The 17,795-nt window shown below is 45.0% G+C and carries 14 protein-coding genes; 11 read left to right on the forward strand and 3 right to left on the reverse strand.

Features of this window, described 5'->3' with window-relative positions:
• Window positions 1–285 precede the first annotated feature (285 nt).
• The 8 genes from secE (at window position 286) to rpoC (ending at window position 12,305) form a co-directional block, all read left to right on the forward strand.
• The gene (gene secE, locus AB6F11_RS11350) at window positions 286–663 is read left to right on the forward strand and encodes a preprotein translocase subunit SecE (protein WP_010435558.1); all 378 of its coding nucleotides are present in this window, start codon (window positions 286–288) and stop codon (window positions 661–663) included.
• A 13-nt stretch (window positions 664–676) separates the two neighbouring features.
• The gene (nusG, locus tag AB6F11_RS11355; RefSeq protein ID WP_010435556.1) at window positions 677–1,225 is read left to right on the forward strand and encodes a transcription termination/antitermination protein NusG; all 549 of its coding nucleotides are present in this window, start codon (window positions 677–679) and stop codon (window positions 1,223–1,225) included.
• A gap of 213 nt (window positions 1,226–1,438) precedes the next feature.
• A complete protein-coding gene (rplK, locus tag AB6F11_RS11360) occupies window positions 1,439–1,867 on the forward strand; it encodes a 50S ribosomal protein L11 (protein WP_010435555.1) in 429 nt (142 codons plus the stop codon).
• Window positions 1,868–1,871: 4 nt separating this feature from the next.
• Window positions 1,872–2,576, forward strand: coding sequence for a 50S ribosomal protein L1 (gene rplA, locus AB6F11_RS11365; RefSeq protein WP_017060523.1), 705 nt, complete (start codon window positions 1,872–1,874; stop codon window positions 2,574–2,576).
• Between the two features lie 250 nt (window positions 2,577–2,826).
• The gene (rplJ, locus tag AB6F11_RS11370; protein ID WP_010435550.1) at window positions 2,827–3,321 is read left to right on the forward strand and encodes a 50S ribosomal protein L10; all 495 of its coding nucleotides are present in this window, start codon (window positions 2,827–2,829) and stop codon (window positions 3,319–3,321) included.
• Between the two features lie 57 nt (window positions 3,322–3,378).
• A complete protein-coding gene (gene rplL / locus AB6F11_RS11375; RefSeq protein ID WP_017631516.1) occupies window positions 3,379–3,747 on the forward strand; it encodes a 50S ribosomal protein L7/L12 in 369 nt (122 codons plus the stop codon).
• Between the two features lie 235 nt (window positions 3,748–3,982).
• Window positions 3,983–8,011, forward strand: a complete 4,029-nt coding sequence (gene rpoB, locus AB6F11_RS11380) for a DNA-directed RNA polymerase subunit beta (protein WP_017060526.1) — start codon at window positions 3,983–3,985, stop codon at window positions 8,009–8,011.
• 91 nt (window positions 8,012–8,102) lie between these two features.
• Window positions 8,103–12,305 (forward strand): DNA-directed RNA polymerase subunit beta', encoded by a 4,203-nt coding sequence (rpoC, locus tag AB6F11_RS11385; RefSeq protein WP_017060527.1) that lies wholly within the window; start codon window positions 8,103–8,105, stop codon window positions 12,303–12,305.
• Between the two features lie 363 nt (window positions 12,306–12,668).
• On the opposite strand, the gene rsd is transcribed toward rpoC, so the two are convergent.
• Window positions 12,669–13,166 (reverse strand): sigma D regulator, encoded by a 498-nt coding sequence (rsd, locus tag AB6F11_RS11390; RefSeq protein WP_102394129.1) that lies wholly within the window; start codon window positions 13,164–13,166, stop codon window positions 12,669–12,671.
• Window positions 13,167–13,331: 165 nt separating this feature from the next.
• Here rsd and nudC point away from each other — a divergent pair, with 165 nt between their 5' ends.
• Window positions 13,332–14,141 (forward strand): NAD(+) diphosphatase, encoded by an 810-nt coding sequence (gene nudC, locus AB6F11_RS11395; RefSeq protein ID WP_102394130.1) that lies wholly within the window; start codon window positions 13,332–13,334, stop codon window positions 14,139–14,141.
• A 299-nt stretch (window positions 14,142–14,440) separates the two neighbouring features.
• The gene (hemE, locus tag AB6F11_RS11400; protein WP_017060530.1) at window positions 14,441–15,508 is read left to right on the forward strand and encodes a uroporphyrinogen decarboxylase; all 1,068 of its coding nucleotides are present in this window, start codon (window positions 14,441–14,443) and stop codon (window positions 15,506–15,508) included.
• A 103-nt stretch (window positions 15,509–15,611) separates the two neighbouring features.
• On the opposite strand, the gene AB6F11_RS11405 is transcribed toward hemE, so the two are convergent.
• Window positions 15,612–16,205, reverse strand: coding sequence for a uracil-DNA glycosylase family protein (locus AB6F11_RS11405; protein WP_102394131.1), 594 nt, complete (start codon window positions 16,203–16,205; stop codon window positions 15,612–15,614).
• Window positions 16,205–17,131 carry a D-2-hydroxyacid dehydrogenase gene (locus tag AB6F11_RS11410; RefSeq protein WP_102394132.1) on the reverse strand — a complete coding sequence of 309 codons (927 nt, stop codon included), beginning with the start codon at window positions 17,129–17,131 and terminating at the stop codon, window positions 16,205–16,207. Before AB6F11_RS11410 ends, AB6F11_RS11405 begins: the two co-directional genes overlap by 1 nt.
• Window positions 17,132–17,202: 71 nt before the next feature.
• On the opposite strand from AB6F11_RS11410, the gene AB6F11_RS11415 reads away from it, so the two are divergent.
• Window positions 17,203–17,790 (forward strand): YjaG family protein, encoded by a 588-nt coding sequence (locus AB6F11_RS11415; protein WP_017062699.1) that lies wholly within the window; start codon window positions 17,203–17,205, stop codon window positions 17,788–17,790.
• Window positions 17,791–17,795: the final 5 nt, after the last annotated feature.

The raw sequence follows: 17,795 nt of genomic DNA on the forward strand, positions 1-17,795 counted from the left end.
TCGCAATCCGCGAAGGTGGCCGTACAGTTGGTGCTGGTGTTGTAGCTAAAATCTTTGCATAAGATTTGACGAACCACTAGTAAAAAGGGCATCATTTGATGCCCTTTTTCTGCGCTAAAAAAAGAGTTGGATGTTTTGACATCGATTTTTGCTCTTAGCAAAGAATTAAACGGTCTTTTTGACTAAAATGACTGTTAGATGTGTTGTTTTGCAACGCAAAGGAATGTGCCCTGCAACAGCGGGGTTATTGTCGTCTATATTTAAGACTTATCACAGGTTGGTTTTATGAAAGCAAACGCTGAAACTCCTGATAGCTCAGGTGCAGCAGATACAATGAAGTGGATTGTCGCTTTTGTTCTGTTGGCTGCTGCTGTTGTGGGTAATTACCTGTATGGTGAATTGTCTGTTGTAATTCGCGCTGCAGGTGTAGTTGTGCTGATTGCTGCCGCACTAGGCGTTGCAGCAACAACAACTAAAGGTAAAGCTGCGATCGATTTTGCAAAAGAATCTCGTATGGAGATTCGTAAAGTTGTTTGGCCTACTCGCCAAGAAACTATGCAAACTACATTGATCGTTTTAGCTGTATGTATTGTTATGTCTCTAGTGCTTTGGGGAATTGACGGCATTATGGTCCGTCTAGTTTCTCTAGCAACTGGGGTGTAGAGGGTTCTGATTCATGAGTGAAGCTCCAAAAAAACGTTGGTATGTAGTTCAAGCCTTTTCTGGCTTTGAAGGTCGTGTTGCACAGTCGCTACGCGAGCATATTAAAATGCACAACATGGAAGAACTATTTGGCGATGTGCTAGTACCTACTGAAGAAGTAGTGGAAATGCGTGCAGGCCAACGCCGTAAAAGTGAACGTAAATTCTTCCCTGGCTACGTATTAGTTCAAATGATCATGAATGATGAATCATGGCACTTAGTACGCAGCATTCCGCGTGTTATGGGCTTCATTGGTGGTACCTCTGATCGTCCTGCACCAATCACTGATAAAGAAGCTGATGCTATCTTGAACCGTCTAGAGAAAGCGAGCGAGTCTCCACGTCCTAAGACAATGTTCGAAGCGGGTGAAGTGGTTCGTGTGAACGATGGTCCATTTGCTGACTTCAACGGTACTGTTGAAGAAGTAGATTACGAGAAAAGCCGCATTAAGGTATCTGTATCGATCTTTGGTCGTGCAACACCGGTTGAGCTTGAATTTGGTCAGGTTGAAAAACTGGACTAAAACTCTAAGCTTTGAACAAGCTGTGGATAAATACTTCGTAAGTTGTTCAAAATAAAAGAGTATAAAAAATCACCTTTTTAGGGTTGTTAAAGGCGCGAATTATGATTATAATTTCGCGCCTTTTTGCTTCTGTGGAAGTAAAAAAGAGTTAATTGAATTTATGGGGAGCTCGCCTTGCGGCTAGCGCATGTACCCAAAATATTAGGAAATATCATGGCTAAGAAAGTTGAAGCTTATATCAAACTGCAAGTTGCAGCTGGTATGGCAAACCCAAGTCCACCGGTTGGTCCTGCTCTAGGTCAACACGGCGTGAACATCATGGAATTCTGTAAAGCGTTCAACGCAAAAACAGAATCTGTTGAGAAAGGTCTACCTACTCCAGTAGTTATTACTGTTTACAACGACCGTTCTTTCACGTTCGTAACTAAGACTCCACCTGCTGCTGTTCTTCTTAAGAAAGCTGCTGGCGTTAAGTCTGGTTCAGGTCGTCCAAACACTGAGAAAGTTGGTACTGTTACTGACGCTCAAGTTCAGGAAATCGCAGAAACTAAAGCTGCTGATATGACTGGTGCTGACATCGAAGCAATGAAACGTTCTATTGCTGGTACTGCTCGTTCAATGGGCCTAGTGGTAGAGGGATAAGATCATGGCTAAACTTACTAAGCGTATGCGCGTAATCCGCGACAAAGTTGACTCAACTAAAGAATACGAAATCAGCGAAGCTGTTGCTCTTCTTAAAGAACTAGCGACTGCTAAATTCGTTGAATCTGTAGATGTTGCTGTTAACCTAGGCATCGATGCTCGTAAATCTGACCAAAACGTTCGTGGCGCAACAGTGCTACCTCACGGTACTGGCCGTGACATCCGCGTTGCTGTTTTCACTCAAGGTGCAAACGCAGAAGCTGCTAAAGCTGCTGGCGCAGATATCGTTGGTATGGAAGATCTTGCTGAGCAAGTGAAAAAAGGCGAAATGAACTTCGACGTAGTTGTTGCTTCTCCAGATGCAATGCGTGTTGTTGGTCAACTAGGTACAATCCTAGGTCCACGCGGCCTTATGCCAAACCCTAAAGTTGGTACTGTAACTCCTAACGTTGCTGAAGCGGTTAAGAACGCTAAAGCTGGTCAGGTTCGTTACCGTAACGACAAGAACGGCATCATCCACACTACTATCGGTAAAGCATCTTTCGAAGCTAGCCAGCTTCAAGAGAACCTAGAAGCTCTTCTAGTTGCTCTTAAGAAAGCTAAGCCTTCTTCAGCTAAGGGTTCTTACCTGAAGAAAGTAAGCATCTCTACTACGATGGGTGCTGGTGTTGCTGTTGATCAAGCTAGTCTTGACACTCAAGCAAACTAATTTGCTTAGGCGCAGATTTAGTGTATACTTCTGCGCCTAATATTTGTGGTTGGGTGGTTTTAAAGCAATTTGAAATCATCTATCCCAAGACCGTAGGCGCTGTCGATTTTCATTAGATTATTGATAGCTTAATAAAACCTACGTAGGCGATGTTGTGGTTTGAAATGAATTTATTCATTTTTAAATAACATCGTAAACGCTCATTACATTTTGTATTGAGTGCTGTAATCACAACCAGAGGTTAATCCAAATGGCTTTAAATCTTCAAGACAAAAAAGCAATTGTTGCTGAAGTCAACGAAGCTGCCAGTGGTGCACTTTCTGCAGTTGTAGCTGATTCTCGTGGCGTTGAAGTTGGCGCAATGACTTCTCTACGTAAACAAGCTCGCGAAGCGGGTGTTTACATGAAAGTTGTTCGTAACACACTAGCACGCCGTGCGGTTCAGGGTACAGACTACGAGTGTCTAGTAGACACTTTCACTGGTCCAACTCTGATCGCATTCTCTAATGAGCACCCAGGTGCTGCAGCGCGTCTTTTCAAAGACTTCGCTAAAGAGAATAAAGATTTCGAGATCAAAGCTGCTGCATTTGAAGGCGCAGTTACTGATGCTGAAGTACTAGCGACACTACCAACTTACGACGAAGCTATCGCACGCCTAATGATGTGCATGAAAGAAGCTTCTGCTGGCAAGCTGGTTCGTACTATCGCTGCTGTTCGCGACCAAAAAGAAGAAGCTGCGGCATAAGCCTTGCTTTTCACTGGTTGCTATTTAAACTTATTGTTGACTTAAAAGAGAATTGTTATGTCTATTACTAACGAGCAAATCCTAGACGCAGTTGCAGAAATGTCTGTAATGCAAGTTGTTGAGCTTATCGAAGCTATGGAAGAGAAATTCGGCGTTACTGCAGCTGCTGCTGTTGTAGCTGGCGGCGCAGCTGGCGGCGACGCTGCTGCTGAGCAAACTGAATTCGACGTTATCCTAACTGCTGCTGGCGCTAACAAAGTACAAGTTATCAAAGCTGTACGTGGCGCAACTGGCCTAGGTCTTAAAGAAGCTAAAGGTCTTGTAGACTCAGCTCCTGCAGCGCTTAAAGAAGGCGTTGACAAAGCTGAAGCTGAAGCTCTTAAAGCACAGCTAGAAGAAGCTGGCGCTTCTGTTGAAATCAAGTAATTATTACTTAATTTCTTAGCCGCAAGGCTAATGGCTGGTGGTTTATTAACCACCGGCCTTTTTGCGCTGTAGGGCTATGACGAATTTTCCGCTGTTTAACCGTCATAATCCGAGCAAAAAAACAGTCATTTTTTCGAAATGATTGTTCACTACAGTAAACAGCTGTTTGTCACCGCCCCCTCTTGAAGAGTGTTTTGGGTGGTTTGGGTCACTTATCAGCGAGCTGAGGAACCCCATGGTTTACTCTTATACCGAGAAAAAGCGCATCCGTAAGGATTTTGGTACTCGTCCACAAGTTTTGGACATTCCATACCTGTTATCGATCCAGCTTGATTCTTTCGACAAATTCATCGAACAGGATCCAGAAGGTCAATACGGTCTTGAAGCTGCTTTCCGTTCTGTATTTCCAATTCAGAGCTACAACGGCAATTCTGAGCTGCAATACGTTAGCTACCGTCTTGGTGAGCCAGTTTTTGACGTTAAAGAATGTCAAATCCGCGGTGTTACTTACTCAAAGCCACTACGCGTAAAACTACGTCTAGTTATCTTTGATCGAGATGCACCAGCAGGTACTGTAAAAGACATTAAAGAACAAGAAGTCTACATGGGCGAAATTCCGCTTATGACAGACAATGGTACTTTCGTAATTAATGGTACCGAGAGGGTTATCGTATCCCAGCTGCACCGAAGCCCAGGCGTGTTCTTCGACAGTGATAAGGGTAAGACCCACTCATCAGGTAAAGTTCTTTATAACGCACGTGTAATTCCTTACCGTGGCTCATGGTTAGACTTTGAGTTCGATCCTAAGGATAACTTATTCGTACGTATCGACCGTCGTCGTAAGCTACCAGCATCGATTATTCTTCGTGCACTTGGTAAGTCGACTGAAGAGATCCTAGATCTGTTCTTCGACAAAGTGAACTTCGAAGTTAAAGACCAAACTCTTCTTATGGAGTTGGTTCCTGATCGTCTACGTGGTGAAACTGCGTCATTCGACATCGAAGCAAACGGCAAAACTTACGTTGAGACTGGTCGTCGTGTTACTGCTCGTCATATCCGTCAACTTGAAAAAGATGGCGTTGAGCACATCGAAGTACCAGTAGAGTACATCGTTGGTAAAGTTGCATCTAAAGATTACATCAATGAAGCAACTGGCGAGATCATCGTTGGCGCGAACCAAGAGATTAGCCTAGAAGCACTTGCTAACCTGTCTCAAGCAGGTCACAAGGCTCTACAAACTCTGTTCACGAATGACCTAGATCACGGTCCATTCATGTCAGACACTCTACGTGCAGATAGCACAGTAGATCGCATCTCTGCATTGGTAGAAATCTACCGCATGATGCGTCCTGGCGAGCCACCAACGAAAGAAGCTGCAGAGTCTCTATTCGAAAGCCTATTCTTCTCTGAAGAACGTTACGACCTATCAACTGTAGGCCGTATGAAGTTCAACAGCTCTATCGAGCGTGAAGAAGAAGAAGAGCGCGGTACTCTGGATGAATCAGACATCATCGAAGTGATGAAAAAACTGATTGGTATCCGTAACGGTATTGGTGAAGTGGACGATATCGACCACCTTGGCAACCGTCGTATCCGTTCTGTAGGTGAAATGGCAGAAAACCAATTCCGTGTTGGTCTAGTTCGTGTAGAACGTGCCGTTAAAGAGCGCCTAAGCCTTGGTGACCTTGATGCAATCATGCCTCAAGATCTTATCAACGCTAAGCCGATCTCTGCTGCAGTTAAAGAATTCTTTGGCTCTTCACAGCTTTCACAGTTCATGGACCAAAACAACCCATTGTCAGAAGTTACGCACAAACGTCGTATCTCTGCTTTAGGTCCTGGTGGTCTTACTCGTGAGCGCGCAGGCTTCGAAGTACGTGACGTTCACGTAACTCACTACGGTCGTCTATGTCCGATCGAAACGCCTGAAGGTCCAAACATCGGTCTAATTAACTCGCTATCTGCGTTTGCACGTTGTAACGATTACGGTTTCCTAGAAACTCCTTACCGTCGTGTAGTAGATGGTGTAGTAACAGAAGAAGTTGATTACCTGTCTGCAATCCAGGAAGGTCAATTCGTAATCGCGCAAGCAAACACCATTCTTACTGAAGAAGGTACGTTTGCAGATGAGCTAATCACAGCTCGTCAAAAAGGTGAATCTGGTCTTCACCCACGCGATCACGTTGACTACATGGACGTTGCGACAAACCAAGTAGTATCTATCGCTGCTTCGCTTATCCCGTTCCTAGAACACGATGATGCGAACCGTGCATTGATGGGTGCCAACATGCAACGTCAAGCTGTACCAACACTTAAGGCTGATAAGCCTCTAGTAGGTACAGGTATCGAACGTAACATCGCAGTTGACTCTGGTGTTACAGCGGTTGCTAAACGTGGTGGTCAAGTTCAGTCTGTAGACGCTTCTCGTATCGTAGTTAAGGTTAACGAAGATGAATTGGTACCTGGCGAAGCTGGTATCGATATCTACAACCTAACTAAGTACACGCGTTCGAACCAAAACACATGTATTAACCAACGTCCAACTGTACTTCCTGGTGAACCAGTTGCACGCGGCGATGTTCTTGCTGATGGTCCTTCAACAGACCTTGGTGAACTAGCTCTTGGCCAAAACATGCGTATCGCATTCATGCCTTGGAACGGTTACAACTTCGAAGACTCGATCTTAGTATCTGAGCGCGTAGTTCAAGAAGACCGTTTCACGACAATCCACATTCAAGAACTATCTTGTGTGGCTCGTGATACTAAGCTGGGTTCTGAAGAGATCACAGCTGATATTCCAAACGTAGGTGAGTCTGCTCTGTCTAAACTAGACGAGTCAGGTATCGTTTACATTGGTGCTGAAGTTAAGGGTGGCGACATCCTAGTTGGTAAAGTAACCCCTAAAGGTGAAACTCAACTGACTCCTGAAGAGAAGCTACTACGTGCTATCTTCGGTGAGAAAGCGTCTGATGTTAAAGATACTTCTCTACGTGTACCAAACTCTGTTTCGGGTACTATCATCGATGTACAAGTCTTCACTCGCGATGGCGTAGAGAAAGACAAGCGTGCACTTGAAATCGAACAGATGCAGCTTAAAGAAGCGAAGAAAGACCTAACTGAAGAGTTCCAAATTCTTGAGGGTGGCCTTCTTAACCGTGTTAAAGCTGTACTTCTGTCTGGTGGTTACTCTGAAGCTAAGCTTGATACTATCGGTCGTAAGCAATGGCTAGAGCAAGTTCTAGAAGACGATGCGCTACAAACACAGCTTGAGCAACTTGCTGAGCAGTGGGATGAGCTAAAAGCAGACTTCGATAAGAAGTTTGAAACTAAGCGTCGTAAAATCACTCAAGGTGATGATCTAGCGCCTGGCGTTCTTAAGATTGTTAAAGTTTACCTAGCGGTTAAACGTCGTATCCAGCCTGGTGATAAGATGGCCGGTCGTCACGGTAACAAAGGTGTAATCTCTAAGATTAACCCTGTTGAAGACATGCCATACGATGAGAAAGGTCAGCCTGTAGACATCGTACTTAACCCGCTGGGTGTACCATCGCGTATGAACATCGGTCAGATCCTAGAAGTTCACTTAGGTTTGGCTGCGAAAGGTATCGGTGACAAGATCAACCAAATGGTTAAGGAACAACAAGAACTGCATAAGTTCCGTGAGTTCCTACAGAAGGTTTACGATCTTGGTGATACTCGTCAGAAAGTTGATATTGCTGAACTGTCTGATGATCAAGTTCGTACACTGATCAAGAACCTACGTGGCGGTCTACCGATTGCTACTCCTGTGTTCGACGGTGCTTCTGAGTCTCTAATCAAAGAACTACTTAAACTGGGTGATCTGCCAGAATCTGGTCAGCTTAAACTGTTTGATGGTCGTACTGGTGATTCGTTTGAGCGTCCTGTAACTGTTGGTTACATGTACATGCTGAAACTGAACCACTTGGTTGATGACAAGATGCATGCTCGTTCAACTGGTTCTTACAGCCTAGTAACTCAGCAACCACTTGGTGGTAAAGCTCAGTTCGGTGGTCAGCGTTTCGGTGAGATGGAAGTATGGGCACTAGAAGCATACGGTGCTGCATATACTCTACAAGAAATGCTAACAGTTAAGTCAGATGACGTTAACGGCCGTACTAAGATGTATAAGAACATCGTAGACGGTAACCATAGCATGGAACCTGGTATGCCTGAGTCGTTCAACGTACTGTTGAAAGAGATTCGCTCGCTAGGTATCAACATCGAGCTAGAAGACGAAGAGTAATCCCTCCTCTTTTTAAAAGAAGATAGGATTATTTGGTAAAAGGGAGCTTGCTACAGCAGTGAGCTCCTTTAACTCCTTACAGGAGCTGAATGTGAAAGACTTATTAAACTTTCTAAAAGCACAGCATAAGACCGAAGAATTTGATGCAATCAAAATCGGTCTATCTTCACCAGACATGATCCGTTCATGGTCTTTTGGTGAAGTTAAAAAGCCGGAAACAATTAACTATCGTACGTTCAAACCTGAACGTGATGGTCTGTTCTGTGCACGTATTTTTGGTCCAGTTAAAGACTACGAATGTCTTTGTGGCAAATACAAGCGCCTGAAGCACCGTGGTGTTATCTGTGAGAAGTGTGGCGTTGAAGTTACACAAACTAAAGTTCGTCGTGACCGCATGGGCCACATCGAGCTAGCTTCACCAGTTGCTCACATCTGGTTCCTAAAATCACTGCCGTCTCGTATCGGTCTACTAATGGATATCCCTCTACGTGATATCGAACGTGTTCTTTACTTCGAGATGTACGTAGTAACTGAACCAGGTATGACTGATCTAGAAAAATCTCAGATGCTTACTGAAGAAGAGTATCTGGATCGTCTAGAAGAGTGGGGTGACGAATTCACTGCTAAGATGGGTGCTGAAGCGATCAAAGATCTGCTTGCAACAATGGACCTTCATCAAGAAGTAGAAGAAATGCGCGAAGAGTTAGAAACGACTAACTCAGAAACTAAGCGTAAAAAAGTTACTAAGCGCCTGAAGCTAGTTGAAGCGTTCATTGCATCGGGTAACGATCCGCAATGGATGATTCTGACTGTACTTCCGGTTCTGCCGCCAGATCTACGTCCTCTAGTACCACTAGATGGCGGTCGTTTTGCGACTTCAGATCTGAACGACCTTTACCGTCGTGTGATCAACCGTAACAACCGTTTGAAGCGTCTTCTAGAGCTAGCTGCTCCGGACATCATCGTACGTAACGAAAAGCGTATGCTGCAAGAGTCTGTTGATGCACTTCTAGATAACGGTCGTCGTGGTCGTGCTATCACTGGTTCTAACAAGCGTCCTCTGAAATCTCTTGCTGATATGATCAAGGGTAAACAAGGTCGTTTCCGTCAGAACCTTCTAGGTAAACGTGTAGACTACTCTGGCCGTTCTGTAATCACAGTAGGTCCATACCTTCGTCTACATCAGTGTGGTCTTCCTAAGAAGATGGCACTTGAGCTATTTAAGCCGTTCATCTACAGCAAGCTAGAAACTCGTGGCATGGCTACGACAATCAAAGCTGCTAAGAAGATGGTAGAGCGCGAAGAAGCTATCGTTTGGGATATCCTAGACGAAGTAATCCGCGAACACCCAGTACTGCTTAACCGTGCACCTACACTTCACCGTCTAGGTATCCAAGCGTTTGAACCAGTACTAATCGAAGGTAAAGCGATTCAGCTTCACCCACTAGTGTGTGCGGCATACAACGCCGACTTCGATGGTGACCAAATGGCGGTACACGTGCCTCTAACTCTAGAAGCACAGCTTGAAGCACGTACACTGATGATGTCGACGAATAACATTCTGTCGCCAGCGTCAGGTGATCCGATCATCGTACCTTCTCAGGACGTTGTATTGGGTCTTTACTACATGACACGTGACAAGATCAACGTGAAAGGCGAAGGCATGTACCTTGCTGGCCCTGCTGAGGCTGAAAAGGCATACCGTACTAAGACTGCTGAGCTACACGCTCGCGTTAAAGTACGTATCACCGAAACTGTAGTAGACGAAGATGGTAACAGCACTACTGAAACGAAGATGGTTGATACAACTGTCGGCCGTGCAATGCTATGGCAAATCGTTCCAGCTGGCCTACCGTACAGCATCGTTAACCAAAAGTTAGGTAAGAAGCAGATCTCTACTCTTCTTAACGAGTGTTACCGTAAGCTTGGTCTAAAAGATACAGTAGTATTTGCTGACCAAATCATGTACGCAGGTTTTGCATACGCTGCACTTTCTGGTGTTTCTGTAGGTATCGACGATATGGTTGTACCTCAAGCGAAATACGATGAAATTGAATCTGCTGAAGAAGAAGTTCGCGAAATCCAAGAGCAATTCCAATCTGGTCTTGTTACTGCGGGTGAGCGTTACAACAAAGTTATCGATATCTGGGCATCTACGAATGACCGCGTTGCGAAAGCAATGATGGATAACCTATCTTCTGAAACAGTTATCAACCGTGACGGCGAAGAAGAACAGCAAGAATCGTTTAACAGCATCTACATGATGGCCGACTCGGGCGCACGTGGTTCTGCAGCTCAGATTCGTCAGCTAGCAGGTATGCGTGGTCTGATGGCGCGTCCAGATGGTTCAATCATCGAAACGCCGATCACAGCGAACTTTAAAGAAGGTCTAAACGTCCTTCAGTACTTTATCTCAACGCACGGTGCTCGTAAGGGTCTTGCGGATACAGCACTGAAAACAGCAAACTCGGGTTACCTAACTCGTCGTCTAGTAGACGTTGCTCAAGACGTTGTAGTACACGAACATGACTGTGGCACGCACGAAGGTATCGACATGATGCCTCACATCGAAGGTGGTGACGTTAAAGTTGCACTTTCTGAGCTTGCTCTAGGTCGTGTAGTAGCTGAAGACGTTCTTAAGCCTGGTACTGAAGATGTACTGATTCCACGTAATACTCTGATTGATGAGAAGTGGTGTCAAATCATGGAAGACAACTCAGTAGATAGCATGAAAGTGCGCTCTGTTGTTACCTGTGATGCAGACTTCGGTTGTTGTGCACAGTGTTACGGTCGTGACCTAGCACGTGGTCACCTAGTGAACCAAGGTGAAGCAGTTGGTGTTATCGCTGCACAATCTATCGGTGAACCGGGTACACAGCTAACGATGCGTACGTTCCACATCGGTGGTGCGGCATCTACTGCAGCAGCAGAGAACAGCATCCAAGCTAAGACAACTGGTACTGTGAAACTTCACAATGCTAAGTTCGTAGTTAACAAAGATAAGAAACTGGTTATCACTTCTCGTGCATCTGAGATGACGATTATTGATGAATTCGGCCGTACTAAAGAGAAGCACAAACTTCCTTACGGTTCGATGCTAACCAAAGGCGACAACGCAGCAGTTACTGCTGGTGAAGTTGTAGCTAACTGGGAAGCGCATACCATGCCAATCATCACTGAAGTGGCAGGTCGTATCCAATTCGTAGATATGATCGATGGTATTACAGTTTCTCGTCAAACTGACGATCTAACGGGTCTTTCTTCAAGTGAAGTTACAGACGCAGCAGCTCGCCCAGCAGCAGGTAAAGATATGCGTCCAGCTATCAAACTTGTTGATGAGCAAGGTAACGACGTAATGATCCCTGGTACTGATATGCCAGCTCACTACTTCCTACCTGGCAAAGCGATTGTAAACATCGAAGATGGCGCTGAAGTTGGCATCGGTGACACATTATCTCGTATCCCTCAAAAATCGAGCGGAAACAAAGATATCACCGGTGGTCTACCACGCGTAGCTGACCTATTCGAAGCTCGTAAGCCTAAAGAGCCTGCGATCCTTGCTGAGCACACAGGTACTGTGTCTTTCGGTAAAGAAACGAAAGGTAAGCGTCGTCTAGTAATCACTCGTGAAGGCGGTGACGCTTACGAAGAGATGATTCCTAAGCATCGTCAATTGAACGTGTTCGAAGGTGAGAAGATTGAACGTGGTGATGTAATCGCCGACGGTCCTGAAACTCCACACGATATCCTGCGTCTACGTGGTATCCACGCAGTAACTCAGTACATCGCGAACGAAGTTCAAGAAGTTTACCGCTTACAAGGCGTAAAGATTAACGATAAGCACATCGAGACTATCGTTCGTCAAATGCTACGTAAGTGTACAATCACTCATTCTGGTGACTCTCCGTTCCTACCTGGCGAACAAGTTGAGTACCACAATGTTAAGATTGCTAACCGTAAGCTAGAAGCTGAAGGTAAAGAACTAGTACGTTTCGAACGTGACCTACTAGGTATTACTAAAGCATCTCTTGCAACTGAGTCATTCATCTCAGCTGCATCGTTCCAAGAAACGACTCGTGTACTAACAGAAGCTGCGGTTTCTGGTAAGCGTGATGACCTTCGCGGTCTGAAAGAGAACGTAATTGTTGGTCGTCTGATCCCAGCTGGTACTGGTTTCGCATACCACCAAGAGCGTCAAAAGCAACGTGAAGAAGAGCAAGAAGGTCCTTCAGCTGAACAAGCTACTGACAATCTAGCAGCACTTCTAAACGCTGGTTTCTCTTCAGAAGAGTAAGCTCTACGAGTAGTCTCTAAGAGATAAGAAAAAGGCACCTTCGGGTGCCTTTTTTGTATCTGGCGTATTGGTGTTTAACGAGAGGTTATTCTTCAGAATCTGATAGGTTTGCTTGATTCCTTGATTCCTTGATTCCTTGATTGCTTGGTGGACTTAGTTGAGAGTACTTTCTCTAAGGCAGTTTTGGGTGTTTACAGAAATGTCGTGAGGATGAAACTGGTGACAAGTGTGACGTCTGGTTATCGCAAAACATCCGATCAGGGACGAACCAATAGGCTCTGGTAGAAGAGTTGAATGTGTTAGGTAACGCTACAGACAAAACAAAAAGCTTGCACAGAGGCAAGCTTAGAAGATGTTAAGCCATTACGCTCCTGGTGGAACCGCTAGGCTGTCGGCAATTTGTTGTATCAGCTGGTCTTCAACCGCAAACCTCACCTCAAGAATCTCACCAACGAGTGATAGCTCACTATCAAAGCTTTCTAATGTATCGGTCGCTTCAATGGCAGCGTATTTATCGGTGAAGTTGAGCAGTGGGTCGGTGGTAAGAACGATATGACCATAAGATTGGTTGATTTCGTCTGTTGCTTTGAAGCCAGTAGACTGCCATTTGTCCATCACCATGTCATAGATTTTGAAATGACCTTCGGAGATGTAATCAACAAGATGTTGGCTGAATTTTTGGAGCTCTTCTGGAGAAGGCAGTTCGGTGATTGCAGTTGCTTTCGACGATGAAGGCTGTAGAGCGGCAAGCTTACAATACTCAACGATTAGAGACTGTCGAGTTTCGAGCCAATGATCGATGACCTCATTAGAGCCACCCCATTGTTCTTGTATTTGTTTGAATTTATTTAGCATGACCATGTCCTCATGATCTGATCACAACCTTGTGATCAAGTAATTGCCTAAGCAGGGTCCGTTTTATTGGTAGCTACTAAAAGTAATAGCTTGAAATATTCTCTGCTACAACTCTAGTATGAAATTAGATTGCCAGTAAAATGAACGAACTGCAAGCAATGAGGCATAGGGATGTTAAAAAAAAGTGATAACAAAATGACAGAGCAAGCTTATTGGTGCGTCGTTTCTGGTAGTGATGTTTGGGTTAATAATGATCAGTTTCCGTTTGGCTCTGCTGAAGAGCTTGGGCTGAGTGTGGAGCATGCAATCTGTATTGGTCAGCATCAAGGTCGCAAGGTGTATTGGCTCAACGATTGTGATGTGGAGAATGAGCTTAGCATGGTCAGCCTAAGAGAGTTACTGCACTGGCCTGAAGCGAGTTTCTTGACTGCAAGCAAAGCCATCCAATATGGGCATATGACTCAAAGTATGCGTTTTTGCCCTCAGTGTGGCGGTCGAAATCATCTCAACCATAACCAGGTGGCGATGCAGTGTGGAGATTGCCGCACGCTTCATTACCCTCGTATCTTCCCGTGCATCATTGTCGCTGTACGAAACGACAACAAGATATTGCTTGCGCAGCACCCAAGACATAAAACAGGCATGTATACCGTGATAGCGGGCTTCCTAGAGGTCGGAGAGACCTTAGAGCAGTGTGTGGCAAGAGAAGTCAAAGAAGAAACGGGTATCGATGTCGATAATATTCGTTATTTTGGCAGCCAGCCATGGGCGTTTCCATCGAGTATGATGATGGGCTTTCTCGCAGATTATGCTGGTGGTACGCTTAAGCCTGACTACAGCGAGCTATCGGATGCTCAATGGTTTGACGTAACAAGCCTACCTGATGTTGCTCCTGTTGGAACCATTGCGAGACAGTTGATTGAGAAAACCGTTGATGACGTGATGAAAGATGGTGTGACGGAGCAGATGCTAGAGCACTAATTTGCCTGTGATAGTATTTGGCCTATGGGTGGTCAAAAGCTAAAAAAAACCCTCCACAAGTGGAGGGGGTAAGTAAGATGTCGTTATGAGATGCTGAGTAGTGACTACTCAGATGTTATAATTGTAATTTTCGCTAGCGAACAAATTTTTAACATGCTCCCGTAATTGGGTGCAAATTAAGCATTGATTTAAAAGTTAATAACTTGATCTAGGTTGCAAAGCACACAGCTTTTACCCTTCAATCAGTGTTAGAATACTTGCCATCAAAACTAGACAAGATTGAATTGGAATTTAACGGAATGACCGAATTAAAAAACGATCGCTATTTACGCGCACTTTTAAAACAGCCTGTTGATTACACACCGGTATGGATGATGCGCCAAGCTGGCCGCTATCTTCCTGAGTACAAAGCAACGCGCGCTGAAGCGGGCGATTTCATGTCTTTGTGCAAAAACGCGGAACTGGCATCAGAAGTAACACTTCAACCTTTACGTCGTTTCCCGCTTGATGCGGCAATCTTGTTCTCAGACATCCTAACTATCCCTGATGCAATGGGCTTAGGTTTGTACTTTGAAACAGGTGAAGGTCCTAAGTTTGAGCGTCCGATCACGTGTAAAGCTGACGTAGAGAAGATTGGCCTACCTGATCCAGAAGGTGAGCTTCAATACGTAATGAATGCCGTTCGTCAGATCCGTAAAGACCTGAAAGGCGAAGTGCCACTGATTGGTTTCTCTGGTAGCCCATGGACTCTAGCTACATACATGGTTGAAGGTGGAAGCTCTAAAGCATTCACTAAGATCAAGAAGATGATGTATGCAGAACCACAAACGCTGCACCTGCTTCTAGACAAGCTAGCTGACAGTGTTATCGAATACCTGAACGCGCAAATTAAAGCGGGTGCTCAATCGGTAATGGTATTTGATACATGGGGTGGTGTACTGACCCCTCGTGACTACAACCTATTCTCACTGCAATACATGCACAAAATCGTTGATGGCCTAATCCGTGAAAACGAAGGTCGTCGAGTACCGGTTACTCTGTTCACTAAGAACGGCGGCATGTGGCTTGAGTCTATCGCAGCAACAGGTTGTGATGCGGTTGGTCTAGACTGGACAATCAACATCGCAGATGCAAAAGCTCGCATCGGCGACAAAGTTGCTCTGCAAGGTAACATGGATCCTTCAATGCTTTACGCTCAGCCTGAACGTATTCGCGAAGAAGTGGGCAGCATCCTTGAAGGCTTCGGCGACGGCGGTACAGGTCATGTATTTAACCTAGGCCACGGTATCCACTTGGATGTACCGCCAGAGAACGCTGGTGTATTCGTTGACGCTGTTCACGAATTGTCTAAGCCTTACCACAAGTAATTCTGAGTAAGATGATTGAAAGCGCTGTTGGAAAACCAACAGCGCTTTTTTATTGCCTGAAATTGGCATTTGATAGCGGTTTAATCTTATTGTGTGCAGTTAATTAGGCATTTGGATCATGGTAGGCCAAATGCTCTGAGATGTGTTTCCTGATATAAGGAATGACTTCATTTTCAAACCAAGGGTTCTTCTTGAGCCAGATATTATTGCGTGGCGAAGGGTGAGGTAATGGCAAAAATTCAGGCGCCCAAGCCTGCCAGTTTTTGACTGTTTCTGTCAGCGTTTTGGTGGTTCTTTCCTTTAAATAATAGTTTTGCGCATATTGACCAATCAATAGTGTCATTTGAATGTTGGGCAATGACTGCAGTACTTTTTTGTGCCAGAGCTCTGCGCATTCTTTGCGTGGTGGCAGATCGCCACTCTTTCCTTTTCCCGGATAACAAAACCCCATAGGCACAATCGCGACTTTATGCTCGTCGTAAAAAGTATCGCTGTCTATCCCTAACCAGTCTCTTAATCGTTCGCCACTGGCGTCATTCCAAGGGATCGACGACTCATGCACCTTGATACCCGGCGCTTGACCTATGATCAGCAAACGCGCATTTGGGTGTGCTTGAATCACTGGGTTGGCACCGTGTGATAGGTGAGGTTCACAAGCTCGGCATTGTCGAATCTCTTTAAGTAACGAAGAGGACATCAGTAACCTTTATCAAAATCGATGACATGATTAAGTGTAAAGCCATCTCGCCACTGTTTGTAATTCTCTGCGAAGATCTCGACTACTTGTCTTGGCTCACTGAGTGCAGCGATGTGTGGAGTGATGGTGACTTGCGGTAGTTTCCAGAAAGGATATTCCTGAGAGAGGGGTTCACTTTCAAACACATCTAAAAATGCGTGTTCTACCCATCTGTTTTTTATGGCGAGCAACAAGGCTTTATTGTCGATGCTTTCCCCTCGACCGACATTAAACAGCAACACATTAGAGCAGTAACCTAACGTGGTTTGGTTCAACAGCTGATAGGTTTCAGCGGTTGATGGCAAGGTGTTGACCACAATATCGGCCTGCTTAAGGGCAGCCTCTATCTCATTGATGTGGAAAGTCTCTTTAAAGGTTTCTTGTTTGGATGGGATGCCGGTACGGTTGACACCTATGGTATGAATACCAAAAGCCGCCGCGGTTTTTGCCAAATGACTGCCGATTGAACCTGTTCCTAAAATCACCATAGTTTTGTCAGTTAGGCTAGTATAAAGCTGTGGCTGCCAGTTTCGTTGTTGTTGATGCTGGTGGTAATGAGGGAAGTGTCTACAGTGACTGATTGTGTAACCCAATACGTATTCTGCGATAGCCGGACCAAAGATGCCTTTGACGTTGGTTAGCGTATAGTCCTGACGCAGATCTGGCTGAGTGATTTTATTGATTCCGGCATAGGTACTCTGTACCCAGTCTAGCTCTTTAAACTCGCCGAGGCGCTCTGCGATTAGAGGTGGTGACGCCAAGACAATCTGTGCTGATTTGGGGTTTTGAGTGATTTCTAGGTCGGGTAAATCCTGGTTTAGAATCAGTTGCGTATAGGTATCGTCATGCTCAGTAAGAATATAGAGCTTATTCGTAAAATTGTTCATCGGCTTACCTTTTCCCCCCAGGGTTTATCAAGTACACTTTCGCTGTCTTTTTCTGCAATTATTGAGTGACTATGCTTCAGAATCCACTGCAGGTTCGTCTTGAAAAGTTAGAACCTTGGCAACAAATTACCTTTATGGCGTGTCTATGTGAGCGTATGTACCCTAACTATGCCATGTTTTGTGAGAATACAGAATTTGCGGAAGCTCGAATCTATCGTGATGTTTTGGATAGCATTTGGGAAATCCTGACGGTTAAAACAGCAAAGGTGAACTTTGAGCGTCAACTTGAGAAGGTTGAAGAGCTATTCCCTAGCGGTGATGATTTTGATTTTTATGGTGTTTACCCAGCAATGGACGCATGCCAAGGCCTAGCAACGCTAATTCATGGTCTGCTTGACCGTGAACATATGTTGGAAGCGGTAATTAAAGTGAGTCAACAATCGGTGAAGACGGTTGCTGAGCTTGAGTTTGCTCAAGGCGCTGAAGAAGTGACGAACGAAAACCAGAAAGAAAACGAAGCGGTGTGTGAAGAGTGGGACGTTCAGTGGGCCATTTTCCGACCTCTACGTGAAACGACTGAGCGTGACTTAGAGCTGATCAAAGACCTACGCCACGAACTGCGTGAAGACCCAGTCAGTAACATTGGTGTTGCGCTATAATTCGC

The sequence above is a fragment of the Vibrio sp. 10N.247.311.14 genome (genome assembly GCF_041467715.1).
Classification (GTDB): Bacteria; Pseudomonadota; Gammaproteobacteria; order Enterobacterales; family Vibrionaceae; genus Vibrio; species Vibrio crassostreae_C.